Annotated in this window: 9 protein-coding genes; 6 read left to right on the forward strand and 3 right to left on the reverse strand. The window is 70.7% G+C overall.

The features are described from left to right. Positions 1-27 precede the first annotated feature (27 nt). The 5 genes from ACIRF8_RS09505 to ACIRF8_RS09525 all read left to right on the forward strand — a co-directional run bounded on the left by ACIRF8_RS09505 (position 28) and on the right by ACIRF8_RS09525 (position 6,580). Complete coding sequence (locus ACIRF8_RS09505) at positions 28-1,221, forward strand: serine hydroxymethyltransferase (RefSeq protein ID WP_404212701.1); 1,194 nt, start codon at positions 28-30, stop codon at positions 1,219-1,221. A 24-nt stretch (positions 1,222-1,245) separates the two neighbouring features. Continuing rightward, the gene (locus ACIRF8_RS09510) at positions 1,246-2,508 is read left to right on the forward strand and encodes an ATP-grasp domain-containing protein (protein WP_404212703.1); all 1,263 of its coding nucleotides are present in this window, start codon (positions 1,246-1,248) and stop codon (positions 2,506-2,508) included. Continuing rightward, the gene (locus ACIRF8_RS09515; protein ID WP_404212705.1) at positions 2,505-3,758 is read left to right on the forward strand and encodes an MFS transporter; all 1,254 of its coding nucleotides are present in this window, start codon (positions 2,505-2,507) and stop codon (positions 3,756-3,758) included. Before ACIRF8_RS09510 ends, ACIRF8_RS09515 begins: the two co-directional genes overlap by 4 nt. Positions 3,759-3,830: 72 nt before the next feature. Further along, positions 3,831-5,132: an MFS transporter gene (locus ACIRF8_RS09520; protein WP_404212707.1), complete on the forward strand. Its 1,302-nt coding sequence runs from the start codon at positions 3,831-3,833 to the stop codon at positions 5,130-5,132. A gap of 101 nt (positions 5,133-5,233) precedes the next feature. Next, complete coding sequence (locus tag ACIRF8_RS09525) at positions 5,234-6,580, forward strand: cation:proton antiporter (protein ID WP_404212709.1); 1,347 nt, start codon at positions 5,234-5,236, stop codon at positions 6,578-6,580. A 37-nt stretch (positions 6,581-6,617) separates the two neighbouring features. Here the strand turns inward: ACIRF8_RS09525 and ACIRF8_RS09530 are convergent, their stop codons facing one another. The 3 genes from ACIRF8_RS09530 to ACIRF8_RS09540 form a co-directional block, all read right to left on the reverse strand. Continuing rightward, positions 6,618-7,076 carry a TetR-like C-terminal domain-containing protein gene (locus ACIRF8_RS09530; RefSeq protein ID WP_404212711.1) on the reverse strand — a complete coding sequence of 153 codons (459 nt, stop codon included), beginning with the start codon at positions 7,074-7,076 and terminating at the stop codon, positions 6,618-6,620. A gap of 6 nt (positions 7,077-7,082) precedes the next feature. Beyond that, positions 7,083-7,328 carry a CPCC family cysteine-rich protein gene (locus tag ACIRF8_RS09535; RefSeq protein WP_404212713.1) on the reverse strand — a complete coding sequence of 82 codons (246 nt, stop codon included), beginning with the start codon at positions 7,326-7,328 and terminating at the stop codon, positions 7,083-7,085. Positions 7,329-7,407: 79 nt separating this feature from the next. Next, positions 7,408-9,690, reverse strand: a complete 2,283-nt coding sequence (locus tag ACIRF8_RS09540; RefSeq protein ID WP_404212715.1) for a M4 family metallopeptidase — start codon at positions 9,688-9,690, stop codon at positions 7,408-7,410. A 789-nt stretch (positions 9,691-10,479) separates the two neighbouring features. On the opposite strand from ACIRF8_RS09540, the gene ACIRF8_RS09545 reads away from it, so the two are divergent. Further along, positions 10,480-14,247: a S8 family serine peptidase gene (locus tag ACIRF8_RS09545; RefSeq protein WP_404212717.1), complete on the forward strand. Its 3,768-nt coding sequence runs from the start codon at positions 10,480-10,482 to the stop codon at positions 14,245-14,247. Positions 14,248-14,461: the final 214 nt, after the last annotated feature.

Below are 14,461 nucleotides of genomic sequence, written 5' to 3' on the forward strand. Positions count from 1 at the left end.
GATCCCACGATCAACGAGAGGCCTGCCGTGACCCCTGAAGAGATCATTGACCGCTTCGGCCGCGTGAGCCCCACCCTCAACCTCTATCCGATCGAGAATCGTCTGAGCGACGGGGCGCGCTCGCTGCTGGGCTCTGACCTGGTGTCGCGCTACCCGAGGATGAGCGGCCCCGGCTACCTGTACGGCGACCCCGCCAACGTGGGTGACCTGTACGAGGAGTGCGCCGACCTGGCCCGCGAGTACTTCCGGGTCGACCACGCCCTGGTGCACTTCCTCTCCGGTCTGCACGCCATGCAGAGCATGATCTCCACACTGAGCGAGCCGGGCGAGCGCATCGTGTCCCTGGGGCCGGACGCCGGCGGCCACTACGCCACCGAGCAGATCTGCCGGGACTTCGGACACGACATCGGTCTGCTGCCGTTCGACGGCGTGAACCTGCGCCTGGACATGGACCGGCTGGCGGAACTCCACCGCGCCTCTCCGTCCCGCTTCTACTACGTGGACCTCTCCACGGCGCTGCGGGTACCGGACATGGAGCAGATGAGGAACGCCGTCGGGGACGACGCCCTCATCTGTTTCGACGCCTCGCACGTCCTCGGCCTGCTTCCGGTGGTCTACGACCTCCCCGACCTGTGGCGTCACATCAGCCTGTGCACGGCCAGCACCCACAAGACCTTCCCCGGCCCGCAGAAGGCGGTCATGCTGACGAGCGACGAGAAGGTCGCCGCGGACATGTCCGAGCACCTCAAGTTCCGGGTGTCGAGCGCGCACACCAACAGCGTCGGGGCGCTCGCGGTCACCTTCAGCGAGCTGATGGACAGCCGTCAGGCCTACGCCCGTGCCGTGATCGCCCATGCGCGGAGGCTGGCGGAGTCGCTGAGCGAGCGCGGACTGCGCGTGGTGGGCGAGCACTTCGGGTTCACCGAGACCCACCAGATCTGGGTCCTGCCGCCCGACGACACACAGGACCCGGTCGAGTGGGGTGCGCGGTTGCAGAGCTGCGGGGTGCGCGCCTCCGTCGTCCATCTGCCCGCCCAGGGAACGTCCGGGTTGCGCCTGGGGACCCAGGAGATCACCCGCATGGGAATGGACCTGGACGCGATGGACGAGGTGGCCGACCTGACCGTCCGAGCGCTGGGCGGAGAGGATCCGGAGATCGTCCGCAAGGAGGTCGAGGCCCTCACAGCCCGGTACGCGACCGTCCAGACCGACTTCGCGTGACCATTCCCAGGAAGGACTCAGCAGGTGATCACTCGGGACGCGCGCGACCAGGTCTTCCTCGTCGTCGGGATCGGAAGTCATAAGGGCCGCGACGACAGGCCGTACCGGGAGTATCTGCTCCGGGCGGCGGCGGACCGCCATGCGGTCTGGCTGTTCGAGAACGACGAGCCCACCTGGCAGAGCGACTACGCCGCCGGATCGACCGTGCTGAACCTCTTCGACACCGACGAGATGCTCCGGGCGGCGAAGAACCTCGCCGCGCACCACGAGGTCGTCGGGGTGCTCTGCCCCGACGAAGCGGTACTGCGCCACTGTGCGGCGGTCGTGGACTTCCTCGGCCTTCCGGGGCTCTCGTCCGCCGCGGCAGCCAACTGCCGGGACAAGAAGACCTCGCGCCGGCTCCTGACGGAGGCGGGGGTGACGCAGCCGGGGTTCACCACGGCCCGCTCCGCCGAGGAGGCGCGGGCGGCGGCGACGGAGCTGGGTTTCCCGGTCGTCGTCAAACCCCGTACGCTCGGGGCGAGTTACGGCGTCGTCGCCGTGCACCGCCCCGAGGAGATGGCCGAGGCGTTCTCCGTGTCCACCCGGGCCGGTTATCCGGGCGTCGAGGTGCCGGAGGACTACCTCGTCGAGCAGTTCCTCACCGGTGAGGAGATCAGCATTGACGGCGTCGTCTTCGACGGCCGGTACCGGGCGATGTTCGTGGCCCACAAGAAGGTGGCGGACGCGCCGTACTTCGTCGAGGTCGGGCACACGGTCTTCGGCGACGACCCGCTCGTGGAGGACTCTGCTCTCACCGAGATGCTGCACGAGGCGCACCGGGCCCTCGGCATCACCCACGGGGTGACCCACACCGAGGTCAAACTCACCCCGCGGGGGCCGGTGATCGTGGAGATCAACGGGCGTCCGGGCGGCGACCTCGTACCGCGCCTCGGCGAGATGGCCACCGGCATCGACGTGGGCGCGGTCTGCGTCGACGCGGTCACGGGCAACGAGCCGCTGATCACCCGGACCCGGTCCAAGACGGTGAGCATCCGGTTCCTGCGGCCGGAGAGGGACCTCGTGCTCCGCTCGGTCGACCTCTCCGAGACCGTCGCCCTGCCCGGCGTCGTGGAGGCGGGGACCGCGGCCGCTCCTGGATCCGTTCTGCGCCGTCCTCCCCACGACTATGTGGCGCGCTACGCCTACATCATCGTCGAGGGCGAGAACGAGGAGGAGTGCGCGGAGCTGCTGGACCGGGCGGAACGCACGGTGCGGCTCGACGCCGATCCGCTGGAGAGCGAATGAGCGCAGCGCCGAGGGCCGGTGAGACACCGTACGGCACGGTCAAGGGGATACCCACCCCCGTTCTGATCGTCGCGGCCAGCGCCTTCCTCAACCGTGTCGGCGGCTTCTTCACCATCTTCCTGGCGCTGATCCTCGCGTCCCGGGGCTTCGGCCCCGGGCAGATCACGACGGCCCTGGCCGTGGTCGCCGGGGCCGGCATGGTGGGCGCGGGTCTGTCGGGCTGGACCGCCGACCGCATCGGCCCGCGCCGGACCCTGGCGCTCTGCACGCTGTCCACGGCGGTGCTGTCGCTGGTGCTGACGGCGTGGACGGGCTTCACCGCATCGGTGATCCTCGCCGCGCTGCTGTCCATGGCGGTCCAGGGCTTCACCCCGGTGGCACAGGCGGTCATCAGTGTCACGGCCCCCGCGGACCGGCGGCTCACCATGTTCGCCGGCTTCCGGACGACCTTCAATGTGGGAGCGGCCCTCGGCGGACTGCTCGGAGGGCTCTGGGCCGAATCCCACATGGACACCCTTCTCCTCGGCAACGCGGTCGCGGCCTTCGCCTCCACCCTGATGCTGCTGGCTCTCCCCTCGACGCTTCAGGAGCGGGCGGCCGACTCCGGGAGCGGCAGGGCCGGGCGGCGGGAGAAGAAGGCTGTGTCGGGCGATCCGGTCTTCATGGCGTTCTGCGTCCTGTCCGGGCTCACGGCGGTGGTCTATTCGATGCACCTGGGTCCGCTGCCGCTGGCGATCTCCGACACCGGTTTCGGCGCGAGGACGTACGGCGTCATGCTCACCGCCAACGCCGTCATCGTGATGTGCTGCGAAGTCCCGGTGTCGCTGGTGATGAGGCGGATCCCCTCCCATGTCGTGGCGGCGCTCGGGGCGACCTGCGTGGTGAGCGGCATGGCGGTCCTGGCCCTCGGCCCGAACTGGACGGTCATCGTCGTCTCCGTCGTGCTCTGGACGACCGGGGAGATGCTGGTGGCACCCACCGCCTCCGACATCTCGGCGAAGGCCGCTCCCCCGGGGGCGGTCGGGAGGTACCAGTCCCTCCTGGGTTTCTGCCAGACGACGGGGATGTCGGTGGGACCGGCGCTGGGGGTCTTCCTCTACGGCGTCCACGCCGACCTTCCCTGGTGGTCCGCCGGCGCTGCGGGAGTCGGCATCGTGGCCGGAATCTTCTTCCTCGTCCGTTCACTCCTGTCACACTCGGGCACGCCGACGGCCGACCCGGAAACGACGGACGGGGCGCGCGTCGCGTGAGGGGCGACGAGGCGACCGCGGCGACGGCGAGGCCCTCGGGTGGCTCGCGGCACACACGGAAAGGGATGCCCCATGCCTGCTGACTCCCCGACGGGGGACCGCGTGAGTCCCGTGCGCCAACTCCCGCGCCTCTCGCGGACGTTCGCCTTCTGGCTGATCGCCACGGTACAAATGCTGCTGCTCTTCGCCTCAAGCGCACCCTCTCCGCTGTACCCGGTGTACCAGGCCGACTGGGGCTTCTCCGCCACCATGCTGACCGCGGTCTTCGCGGTGTACGCGCTCGCGCTGCTCGCGGCGCTGCTCGTGGTGGGCGGCATCTCCGACCACGTCGGCCGCCGCACGGTCTTCGGCGCGTCCCTGGCCGTCGAAGCGGTGAGCATGGTGCTGTTCCTCACCGCCGACGGCGTCGGCCCGCTCCTCGCCGCACGCGTCGTGCAAGGGCTCGCCACCGGCGCCGCGACCGGGGCCGCCAGCTCCGCCCTGCTCGATCTGCAACCGCGGACCCGCCTCGGCGCGCTGGTCAACAGCCTCGTACCGCTCATCGGCCTGGCCCTCGGCGCGCTCGGCTCCGGGCTTCTCGTCCAGTACGCGCCCGCGCCGAAAACCCTTGTGTACGCGCTGCTCCTGACCGTGTTCGTGGCGGCGGCGCTCGTCGTGCCGCTGCTGCCGGAGACCTCGCCGCGCAGGCCGGGCGCGGTGGCCTCGCTGGTGCCGCACCTGGGGGTACCGCGCCGGGTGCGGCCCCTGTTCCTGACCGTGGCGCCCTGCCTGTTCGCGGTCTGGGCGGTCGGCGGCCTGTACATGTCGCTCGGCCCGTCCATCGCGGTCCGCACGCTGCACATGAGCGGCCACCTCGTCGGCGGCCTGGTCATCTTCGCCCTGACCGGGGCCGGGGCCGTCGGCTCCCTGCTGCGCCGCGACCGGCCGCCGCGCCGCACCATGACCCTCGGCTTCCTGGCCTTCCTCGTCGGCATCGGCACCACCCTCGGCGCCCTCGCCGTCCCGTCCCCCGCGCTCTTCTTCGTCGGCATCGTCATCGCCGGTTACGGCTTCGGCACCGGCTTCCTCGGGGCCTTCCAGACCATCGCACCGCTGGCCGGCCCCGAGGAACGGGCCGGAGTGGTCGCCAGCATCTACGTCGTGGGCTACCTGGGCTTCAGCGTGCCCGCGGTGATCGCGGGTCTCGCAGTCCAGAGGTTCGGGCTCGACGCCACCACCACGGTGTACAGCATCGCGGTCATGGTCCTCGCCGTAGCGGCCTGCACCGGGCTCCTCGTACAAGAACGCACGGAGAGGTCCGCGGTCGCCGCTCCACCCCACCACCGTCCGCCCGGCGCACAGCTTCCCGGGCACAGCACGACCTCGGCGGACTGACCGCCCGCCACCGGACCGCACGCCATCGCTGCTCCCACATCCACGGCTCTGCGCGCGGCGCTGCCCGCCGCGCCCGGGCATTCCGTCAGGAGACCGCACCCGTGCGCCTAGCAGCCTCGCCGATCCCGCCGCTGCCGTCCCATCAACTGTTCGTGTTCCTGCTCCAGGCCGGGCTGCTGGTCCTCCTCGCCGTCCTGTGCGGCCGCCTCGCCACCCGGTTCGGCATGCCGGCCGTCGCCGGTGAACTGTGCGTCGGCATCCTCCTCGGGCCGACCGTCCTGGGCAACGTCTCCCCCGCCGCCGCGCACTGGCTGCTGCCCCAGGACACCGGGCAGTTCCACCTCCTCGACGCGGTCGGCCAGATCGGGGTCCTGCTGCTGGTCGGCATCACGGGCATCGAGATGGACACCGCCTTGGTACGACGCCGTGGTCTCACCGCTCTCGGCGTCGGCGTCGGAGGTCTGGTCCTGCCCTTCGGTCTCGGCCTCGCCGCGGGCTGGGCGGCCCCCGCGAGCCTTCTCCCCGACGGCTCCGGCCGTCCCGTCTTCGCGCTCTTCATCGCCGTCGCGCTGTCCGTCAGCGCCCTGCCGGTCATCGCCAAGATCCTCACCGACATGCACCTCATCCATCGCGACGTCGGCCAACTCACCCTGGCCGCGGGCATGGTCGACGACGTCGTCGGGTGGGTCCTGTTGTCCGTGGTGTCGGCCATGGCGGTCGGCGGAGCGGGCGGCGGCCACCTCGTCATGCCCCTGCTCGCCACGGCCCTGGTGCTGACCGTCGCCTTCTGCGTACTCAGGCCCTTGGCCAACCGGGTCATGAAGGCGGCCGAGCACACCTCCGACACCACGTTCGTCCTGGGCACCACGGTCGCCTTCGTCATCCTGTGCTCCGCCGCCACGCACGCACTGGGCCTGGAAGCCATGTTCGGCGCCTTCCTGGCGGGCATGCTCATCAGCTCGGGCCCCCGGAGCCTGCGCGCGCGTCTCGCACCGTTGCGCACGGTCGTCCTCGCGGTGTTCGCGCCCCTCTTCTTCGCCACGGCCGGCCTGCGCCTGGAGCCGAGCGCGCTCACCGATCCGCTGACACTCGCGGCAGGCGCCGCCCTGCTGCTGGTCGCCGTCGTCGGCAAAGTGGTCGGTGTCTTCGTGGGCGCCAAGGCCGTCGGCGTCGGCACCTGGGAATCCGTCGCCCTGGGCGGTGCGCTCAACGCCCGCGGTGTCATCCAGCTCGTCGTCGCCGCGGCGGGGCTGCGCATCGGCGTGTTGAACGCCGCTTCCTACACGCTCATCGTCCTGGTCGCCGTCATCACCTCCTTGATGGCGCCGCCCATCCTGCGCTGGAGCATGCGCCACATAGAGCACACGGCCGAGGAGAAGCTGCGGCTGCACGACCGCTCGGTGCTCGACTGGAAACCGGCCGACCCGACCCCGGACGCGCATGTCTGAGGGGGGCAGGCACCGGCCGCGGTGACGGCCTGCGCGGTCAGCCCCCGGTTCCCCGGTCCTTCGGCAGCCTCGGCATCGCTCCGGCGAGGGTGAGGGCGACGAGCCGCGTGGCGAGGTCCTCGTCGAGGGGGGCGCCGCTGATGAGCGCGCGAGTGAACAGGGCGCCGCTGATCGCCTCGATGACGAGGCCGGGATCGGTGTCGGGCAGCAGTTCGCCGCGGGCGATGTCCCGGCGGACCATGACGGCGCCGCGTTCCAGGCGCTCGCTCCAATAGGGCAGCCGGTGGTCGTCCGGCAGGGTGTCGTCGCGTTCGGCACTCAGCCGGAGCAGGGCCGCACCCTGCGCCGTGGCCAGCAACCGCGCCGGCGTGCCGAAGTAGACGGCGAGGTCGTCGTGGACGCGTCCGGTGTCCGGCACGGACATGGCCGCGTCGAGTTGCTCGGTGAGCGCTTCGAGGATCAGGTTCTCGCGCGTTCTCAGCGCCGCCCAGGCCATCGATCGTCACGCGCGGGGAGAAGGCTCATCGTCCGCCGGCGGACGCGCGACCAGCCTGCCTCGCTGATCGCAGGCGCCGAACTCCTGGAAATGTCGCTGCGCCTCGACCAGCGGTACTCGGTCGGCGCCGCCCGGCATGAACGGCCGGCGGAACTGCGTCGGGTCGTCCTCCCAGCAGCAGATCGGGCAGATGGCGTGCGAACCGGGCCCCCGTCCCGGGCGTCGGGGACGAGACGACCACAGCAGGGGCACGGCCGACGAGTTTCCACCGAGGCAGTCTCGCCGGGTGCCCCGGCCATGGGCGATTCGGTATCTGTAGAGGTCGCCTCGCCTAGAAGGTCATGCTCCACCGGTCGAGATAGCCGGGATCGACGAGGAAGATGCCCGGGGTGTTGTCGGTGACCCGCAGTTTCCAGGTGCCGTCGGCCGGTACCGCCGAGGCGTCCACGGTGAACGTCGCGTGGAGTTCGGTGCCGGTGTCCCAGACGAAGTCCTTGACCGGCAACACGGTGCCGTTCTCATGGACGAGGTCGATGATCTGCCCGCCGATGAAGTCGTGCACCAGGTCGACGCTCACCTTGAGGTCAGAGGGGCCGTCACCCGGGCGCCCCGTGACGGTGATCGGGGACTCGATGGTCTGCCAGTTGGGGATGTCGTGGCGATCGGGATTGACGAAGTGATCGCCGCCGGAGGCCAGCACCGCCCAGGTGAAGGGAAGCTCCAGGGTCTCGGCGGCGGAGTTCTTGATGCGCACCGTCACATCGAACGCGCCGGCACGGGTCGGGGTGCCTGATATCAGGCCGCTCACAGCGTTGATGGTGAGGCCGTCCGGAAGACCGGTCGCGGTGTAGGAGAGCGCGCCGGGGCGGGTGGAGGTGGCGGTGATGTGTCGGTTCACCGGCTGGCCCGTGGCCGCGTCCCGGGTGGAGGGCGCGTCGGCGGCGATGTGATGGACGTAGCGGGGACCGACGTTGACGGCGGCCCAGGCGTTGCCGACGGCCTCGTAGGCATCGCTGGTGGTGCCGAACAGGTCGGCCGCGGCCCGCAAGGTGGCGGTGCGAGCACCCGCGTAGTCGGTGGTGCTGGTCATGTAGTGGGTCAGCGCCCGGTACCAGACATTGGTGGCGTTGTGCAGTCCGAGGCCCGCGACGGGCAGTCCGTCCGCGGTGGGGCTGTCGTAGGGGACGCCGTTGACGGTCTTGCTGCCGCTGCCTTCGGAGAGCAGGTAGAAGAAGTGGTTGGCGACGCCCGAGCTGAAGTGCGGGTCGAGCTTCTTCGTCTGCGGCGTCCAGTAGTCCTGCGAGGTGCCCTTGGCGGAGGCGTCCTTGGACGGCTGGTCCATGTAGCGCAGCGGCTTGCCGGTGCCGCGGACGTTCGCCAGTTCGCCGATCAGGTAGTCCGGCCGGTCCGCGGGGCTGTCGGCGAAGAACTCGACGGCGGTGCCGAAGATGTCACTGGTGGCTTCGTTGAGGCCCCCTGACTCGCCGGTGTAGACGAGACCGGCGGTCGCGGAGGTGACTCCGTGGGTCATCTCGTGCGCGGCGATGTCGAGTTCGGTCAGCGGCCGGTTCCCGTCGAGGCCGTCGCCGTAGGTCATGCAGAAGCACAGGTCGTCCCAGAACGCGTTCGCGAACCCGGTCCCGTAGTGCACGTTCGAGACGGCGCCGACACCGTCGTCCGCTATGCCGTCGCGCCCGAAGCGGTCGTGGTAGAAGTCCCAGGTCCGCTGCGCCCCGTAGGCCGCGTCCACGGCGGCGGTCTGCGGGTCGGCGCTCGTGCCGTCGCCCCACACGTCGTCGGTGTCCGTCAGCAAGGTGCGCAGGCCGCCGCGCACGTCGTAGGTCCGGTGACCGCCGCGCTGCCGGTCCGTGAGTTCGTAGGCGTCCGTGCCGCGCAGCGAGCCGACCGACACCGTGCCGCTGTACTGGCTGTGCCCCTCACCGGCCTGGATGTCGTCGTAGGAAGCGAGCAGATCTCCGTTCGTCGCGTCGGTGATGACGTGCATACGGCTGGGGGTCTGGTCGTCGCGCACTCCGAGGACAACGTTGTCCCACGCCAGGCGCGGAGTGGTTCCGCGCGCCCAGACGACCCGTCGTGCCGTGGCCGTGGGCTCCCCGGCCCGCGCCGCCCGTTGCTGCTTCTGCTCCTTCTTCGCGACGGTGAGCGCCTTCTGCCGGGCGACGTCCGCGGACAGGGGCGCCTTGGTCGTGGGCACGGACAGCGTGGCGCGCGACGACTTGGTGACGCTGAGATCGCCCGCACGATCATGGACGACCAGGTCGCCGCCGATGACGGGAAGCCCGCCGTAGGTCCGTTCGTAGCGCGTGTGCACCGTACCGTCCGCGTCCTTGACGACGTCCTTCACGACCAGCTTTTCCTGGGCGCCCAGCCCGATCGCGTGCGCGGTCGTGTCGCGGTCCTCGGACGCGCGACTGAGCAGGCGTCCACGCTGTGCCGCGGTGAGACGGACGGGTTGCGCGCCGGGTCTGGACCGTGCGTCGATCAACCGGGGCGCCGGCGTGCGGGTGTCCGACTCCGCCCGGGTGGACTGAGCCGCCGCTGCGGGTACCGCGCTGACGATCAGAGCGGCGACCAGTGTCGTCAGGGATGTCACGCGGCGCCGCGTGGCACGGGCTCCGGGGAGGTGTGGGCGCGGCGGTCGGCCACGCGAGAGGGAGTTCAGCACGAGTGCAGCTCCTTTCGCCGGATGTCGACCGACAGCCGGCGGGAACAGGGAACGCCGCGGGCCACGCCGCCCGCGGGGATCAGGAAAGAACCGCAGGCCGCGCTGCCTGCGGGAAGAGGGGGAACGGCGGGCCACACTGCCCGCGACACCGGGCGAGGGCTGCGGGCCGCGTACGGCCCGCGCACGCCGGAGGAGAACGCGAAGGAGAAAGGGAGGAGGGGAGGAAGCCACCGCCGAAGCGGCGCGGTCAGATCGTCGCAGGACTGCCGAGCGTTGTCATCGCTGCGGTGATCAATGTCCGAAAGCCGGGCAACTTCCGTGGCTGCGGAGCGCGTTGGCAGTCGCGTGCGACGTGTGCCTTTACGTAGCGGCAACACGGCGACAACCAGCGGGCTTGGCCGATTTCCGCTGACGCCTCAGGGGCTTGTGGGTGCGCCCGTCGAGTCAGCCGCACCTCTACCAAGGCCGCACGCGAGCCACACGCAGCCACTCCCAGGCGCCGAGGCACACAGCACACGGATGGCGATTGCATACAGTGCGCGTTCGCCGACGCGCACCCCAAAGCACGCACACCCCCTGCTCCCCCACCGGCCCCAACAACCCTCTGTTTCAGCGCTGTTGCCACGGCGCTGCCATCACCCCGCCCTCTTCCCAAGATCTCCTACGGCGGCTTAGATTCCCGGCGGCCTGAACAACCTTTCAAGGCGAGGGAATCCCTTGACACTCCATGCGTCCGGACGGAGGCGCCGCCTGCTCGTCCTCGCGGCGGCCCTCCTGGTCACTGCGGCGACCCCGCAGGTGACCGCATCCGCACACCTCCCGCAGACCGGCGGCGCCAAGAGCACGATCCAGGGCTCTGACAACGTTGCCACGTCGACGGTCACCCTGATCACCGGCGACACGGTCACCGTCACCCCCACCGCGGGCGACGGTCCCGGCACCCTCACCGTGCAAGGACCCGACGGTGAACCGGCGGCGGCCCGCGTCCAGACGGTGGGGGACGACACCTACGTCTATCCCGACTCCGCCCGCGCCTACCTGGCCTCCGGAGCGCTGGACGACCAGCTCTTCAACGTCACCGCGCTCCTGGCCGACGGCTACGACGACGCCTCGCTCGACCGTCTGCCCCTCATCGTCACCTACGGCGGCCAGCATGCCTCCCCGGCCACACTGCGAGGACGCGCGGCCGCGATACCCGGTGAAATCACCGGCGTCAGACCCCTGACCAGCGTCAACGGCGTGGCTCTCGCCGCGGACCGCGACGACACCGACGCCCTGTGGAGGGAACTCACCGGGGCGACCCCGGGCACCGGAGCGGCCCTGAAGAGCGACGGTGGCTTCGAAGGCGGCGTCGCCAAGGTATGGCTCGACGGCAAGGCGGAGGCCACCCTCAGCGACTCGGTCGCCCAGATCGGCGCACCCGAGGTCTGGAAGGGCGGCAACACCGGCACGGGAGTCGACGTGGCCGTCCTGGACACGGGCTACGACCAGGATCACCCCGACCTGAAGGACACGGTCGCGGACAGCGACAGCTTCGTCCCCGGCGAGAACGTCAGCGACCACAACGGACACGGGACGCACGTCGCCTCCACCGTCGCGGGCAGCGGCGCGGCCTCCGGCGGCACGGAGAAGGGCGTCGCCCCAGGCGTGAACCTGCATGTGGGCAAGGTGTTGTCCGACGAGGGATACGGTTACGACTCCTGGATCCTGGAAGGCATGGAGTGGGCCGCCCGGGACGTCCACGCCCGCGTCATCAGCATGAGCCTGGGCAGCAGCGTGACCGCCGACGGCGAGACCGTCCTCGCCCAGGCCGTCGACGCGCTGAGCGCCGAGACCGGTGCCCTGTTCACCATCGCGGCGGGCAACGACGGGCCCGGCGCCCGGACCGTCAGATCGCCCGGGACCGCCGACGCGGCCCTGACCGTCGGCGCGGTCGACTCCTCGGACGCCATCGCCGACTTCTCCAGCCGCGGCCCCCGATACGGTGACGACGCGCTCAAGCCGGAGATCACCGCGCCCGGCGTCGGCATCCTGGCCGCGCGTTCGCAGTACTTCGGCGAGGGCTCCGGTTCCTACATCAGCCTCAGCGGTACGTCCATGGCGACCCCGCACGTGGCGGGCGTGGCGGCGCTCGTGGCCTCGGCCCACCCCGACTGGACCGGCAGCCGCATCAAGGATGCCCTGGTCAGCACCGTGAAGGCGACACCCGAAAACTCCGCGGACGACGGCGGGAACGGCCGGGTCGATGCCGCGCGGGCCGCGACGTCGCCTCTCACCGCGACCGGCGAGATCGACGCCGGTATCCACTCGCCCGGCGAGGAGCGTGCCACCGTCGAGAAGACCGCGACCTGGACCAACACCGGCGACCAGGCCGTCACCGTCGACCTCGCCGTGCGGGCCCCGGGTGTGCCGGAGGGCGTCTTCACCGTCTCCGAGGACCGCCTGGAGGTCCCCGCACACGGCACGGCGAGCGTCACCGTCACCACGGACCTGGCCAAGGCGGGCGAACTCCAGCGTCGTACCGGGCAGTTGACGGCGTCCGCCGACGGCACCGTCCTCACGCGGACCCTGCTCGGCGTCAGCACCCGGCAGCAGCTCTTCCATGTCCGCAGCACCATCACCGGCCGCTCCGGTGAACCCGCCTACGGCGCTCTCACCTTCTACCGCGAAGGCGACGAGTACGCCGGCAACTACCTCTTCGACGGGGGCGAGTCGGACGTCCTGCTGCCGCCCGGCCGCTACACCGTCTACGCCGACTTCCGGGTACAGGGCACCCACGGCGTGTCCTCGGCCGGATACGCCCGCACGGTCCTCCCGCAGGTGGACATCACCGGCACCACCGACCTGGCTTTCGACGGCACCGGATTGCGGGAGGTCTCCGCGGTGACTCCCCGCAGGACCGAGAACTTCTCCCGCCGCCTGGACTACTACCGCGCGTTCGACGACGGCACCTCCGTCCTGGACAGCACCCTGGTCGGTGACGGCTACGACAGCCTGTGGACGACCCCCACGAAGAAGCCGAGCGACGGCGAGCAGTACGTCACCGCCCGCTGGCGCGACCAGGAGCCCCTGCTGACGCTCACCTCGGGCGCACAGGACTTCGACGACCTCTGGATCATGCCCGGTTCCGCGAAACTCCCCGAGGACGACTACGACCTCGGCCTCATCCACCCCGGCGACGGCCTGGACGAGGACTACGAGGGCGTCGCCGCCGCCGGGAAGGCGGCAGTGGTGCCCTGGGACTCCGACGACGAGGACACCGCGGACGACCAGATCAGGGCCGCGCAGAAGGCCGGAGTGAAACTGCTGCTGTTCGTCAACGACCTCGACGGCCGTCTGCGCGAGGCCATCATCAAGTCGTCCATCGAGGTGGTCGGCCTGTCCCGCACCGAAGGCGAGAAACTCCTCTCCCGCGTCGACTCCAGCCCCACCGGAAGCGTCCCCCTGCGGGCCGTCTCACGCCCTGACACGGAGTACCTGTACGACCTCGTCCGCACCTGGAAGGGCCGCACCCCGACGCACCTCGTCTACGCTCCCAAGACCGGCGACCTGGCCCGCGTAGAGACATCGTTCGTCAATCCGACCGGCCGCGAGGTCTACGAGAACCGCTACGACGTCCACCCCTGGACCGCTTACCAGGTCGGCACCAACCGCCTGAGCACCGCCGGTGCCCACCGCACGGACTACGTCAGCACCGACACCTCCTTCTCGTGGGTGGAGGAGGGCGAACTCCAGTCGCTGGCCTACAGCACGTCCGAGCCGGTCACCTACCCGGCGGGCCGGACGACGGACGTGGAGTGGTTCGGACCTGTCGTACGGCCTCGTATCAACGGCACGGTCGCGGCGCCCGTACGCAAGGGCAACCAGGTCGAGGTCACCCTGCCCTCGTGGGGCGACTCCGGCGGCGACCACGTCAACTGGACACCGTTCGGCAGCGGCGACACGACCCAGGAGACCACGCTGTACCGGGACGGAACGTTGCTCGCCGAGGGCGACGCCGGACTGTCGGCGACCGTTCCGGCGAAGAAGAGCGCCTACCGGCTGGTGCACAAGGCGACCCGGACGGCCACGGCCGCCTTCCCCTACTCGACCGACACCAACACCACCTGGACCTTTACCTCGGCGCAGCCTCGCGCCAAGGAGGGCAGCGAGCAACTGCCGCTCATCCAGGTCGACTACGCCCTGCCTACATCCACCGACGGCAAGGCGGCCCCGAACGCTTCACTGCTCATCACGCCGACACACCTGCGCGGCGCCCCGAGGTCGGCGCCGCGTACCACCAAGGTCCAACTGTCCTACGACGACGGCGCCTCCTGGACCACGGCCCGGCTCGGCGGCCGGGGCGACGGCAAGGTGAGCGTCCCCCTGCACGCCCCCGCCTCGGCCCGCTACCTCACGCTGCGCGTGCAGGCCGCGGACAGCCGCGGCAACACGGTGACCCAGACCGTCGTACGCGCCGCGGGCATCACGGGCATCAAGCGATGACCCTGGCATGACGTCCACCGCCGATGGTTGCTCGCTGCCGTCGGCGATGGACGTGACACTTCGTCAAGGACCGCCTTGAACTGACGGGAGATCTGGCGGCGGGGGGGGCGCCCCGCCCCCGGGGGGGGGCCCCCCCCCCCCCGCCCCCACGGGGGGGTGACGTGGGGGGGCTCGGAAAACCACCTGGGCGGCACGGAGCTCCGAGGGAGCTTGA

It is taken from the genome of Streptomyces sp. NPDC102406, from assembly GCF_044765725.1.
Lineage (GTDB): Bacteria > Actinomycetota > Actinomycetes > Streptomycetales > Streptomycetaceae > Streptomyces.

Bases quoted from the DNA above. Each gene is read 5' to 3' on its own strand.
- ACIRF8_RS09515 (WP_404212705.1), top strand. From the start codon at position 2,505: ATGAGCGCAGCGCCGAGGGCCGGTGAGACACCGTACGGCACGGTCAAG.
- ACIRF8_RS09520 (WP_404212707.1), top strand. From the start codon at position 3,831: ATGCCTGCTGACTCCCCGACGGGGGACCGCGTGAGTCCCGTGCGCCAA.
- ACIRF8_RS09530 (WP_404212711.1), bottom strand. From the start codon at position 7,076: ATGGCCTGGGCGGCGCTGAGAACGCGCGAGAACCTGATCCTCGAAGCG.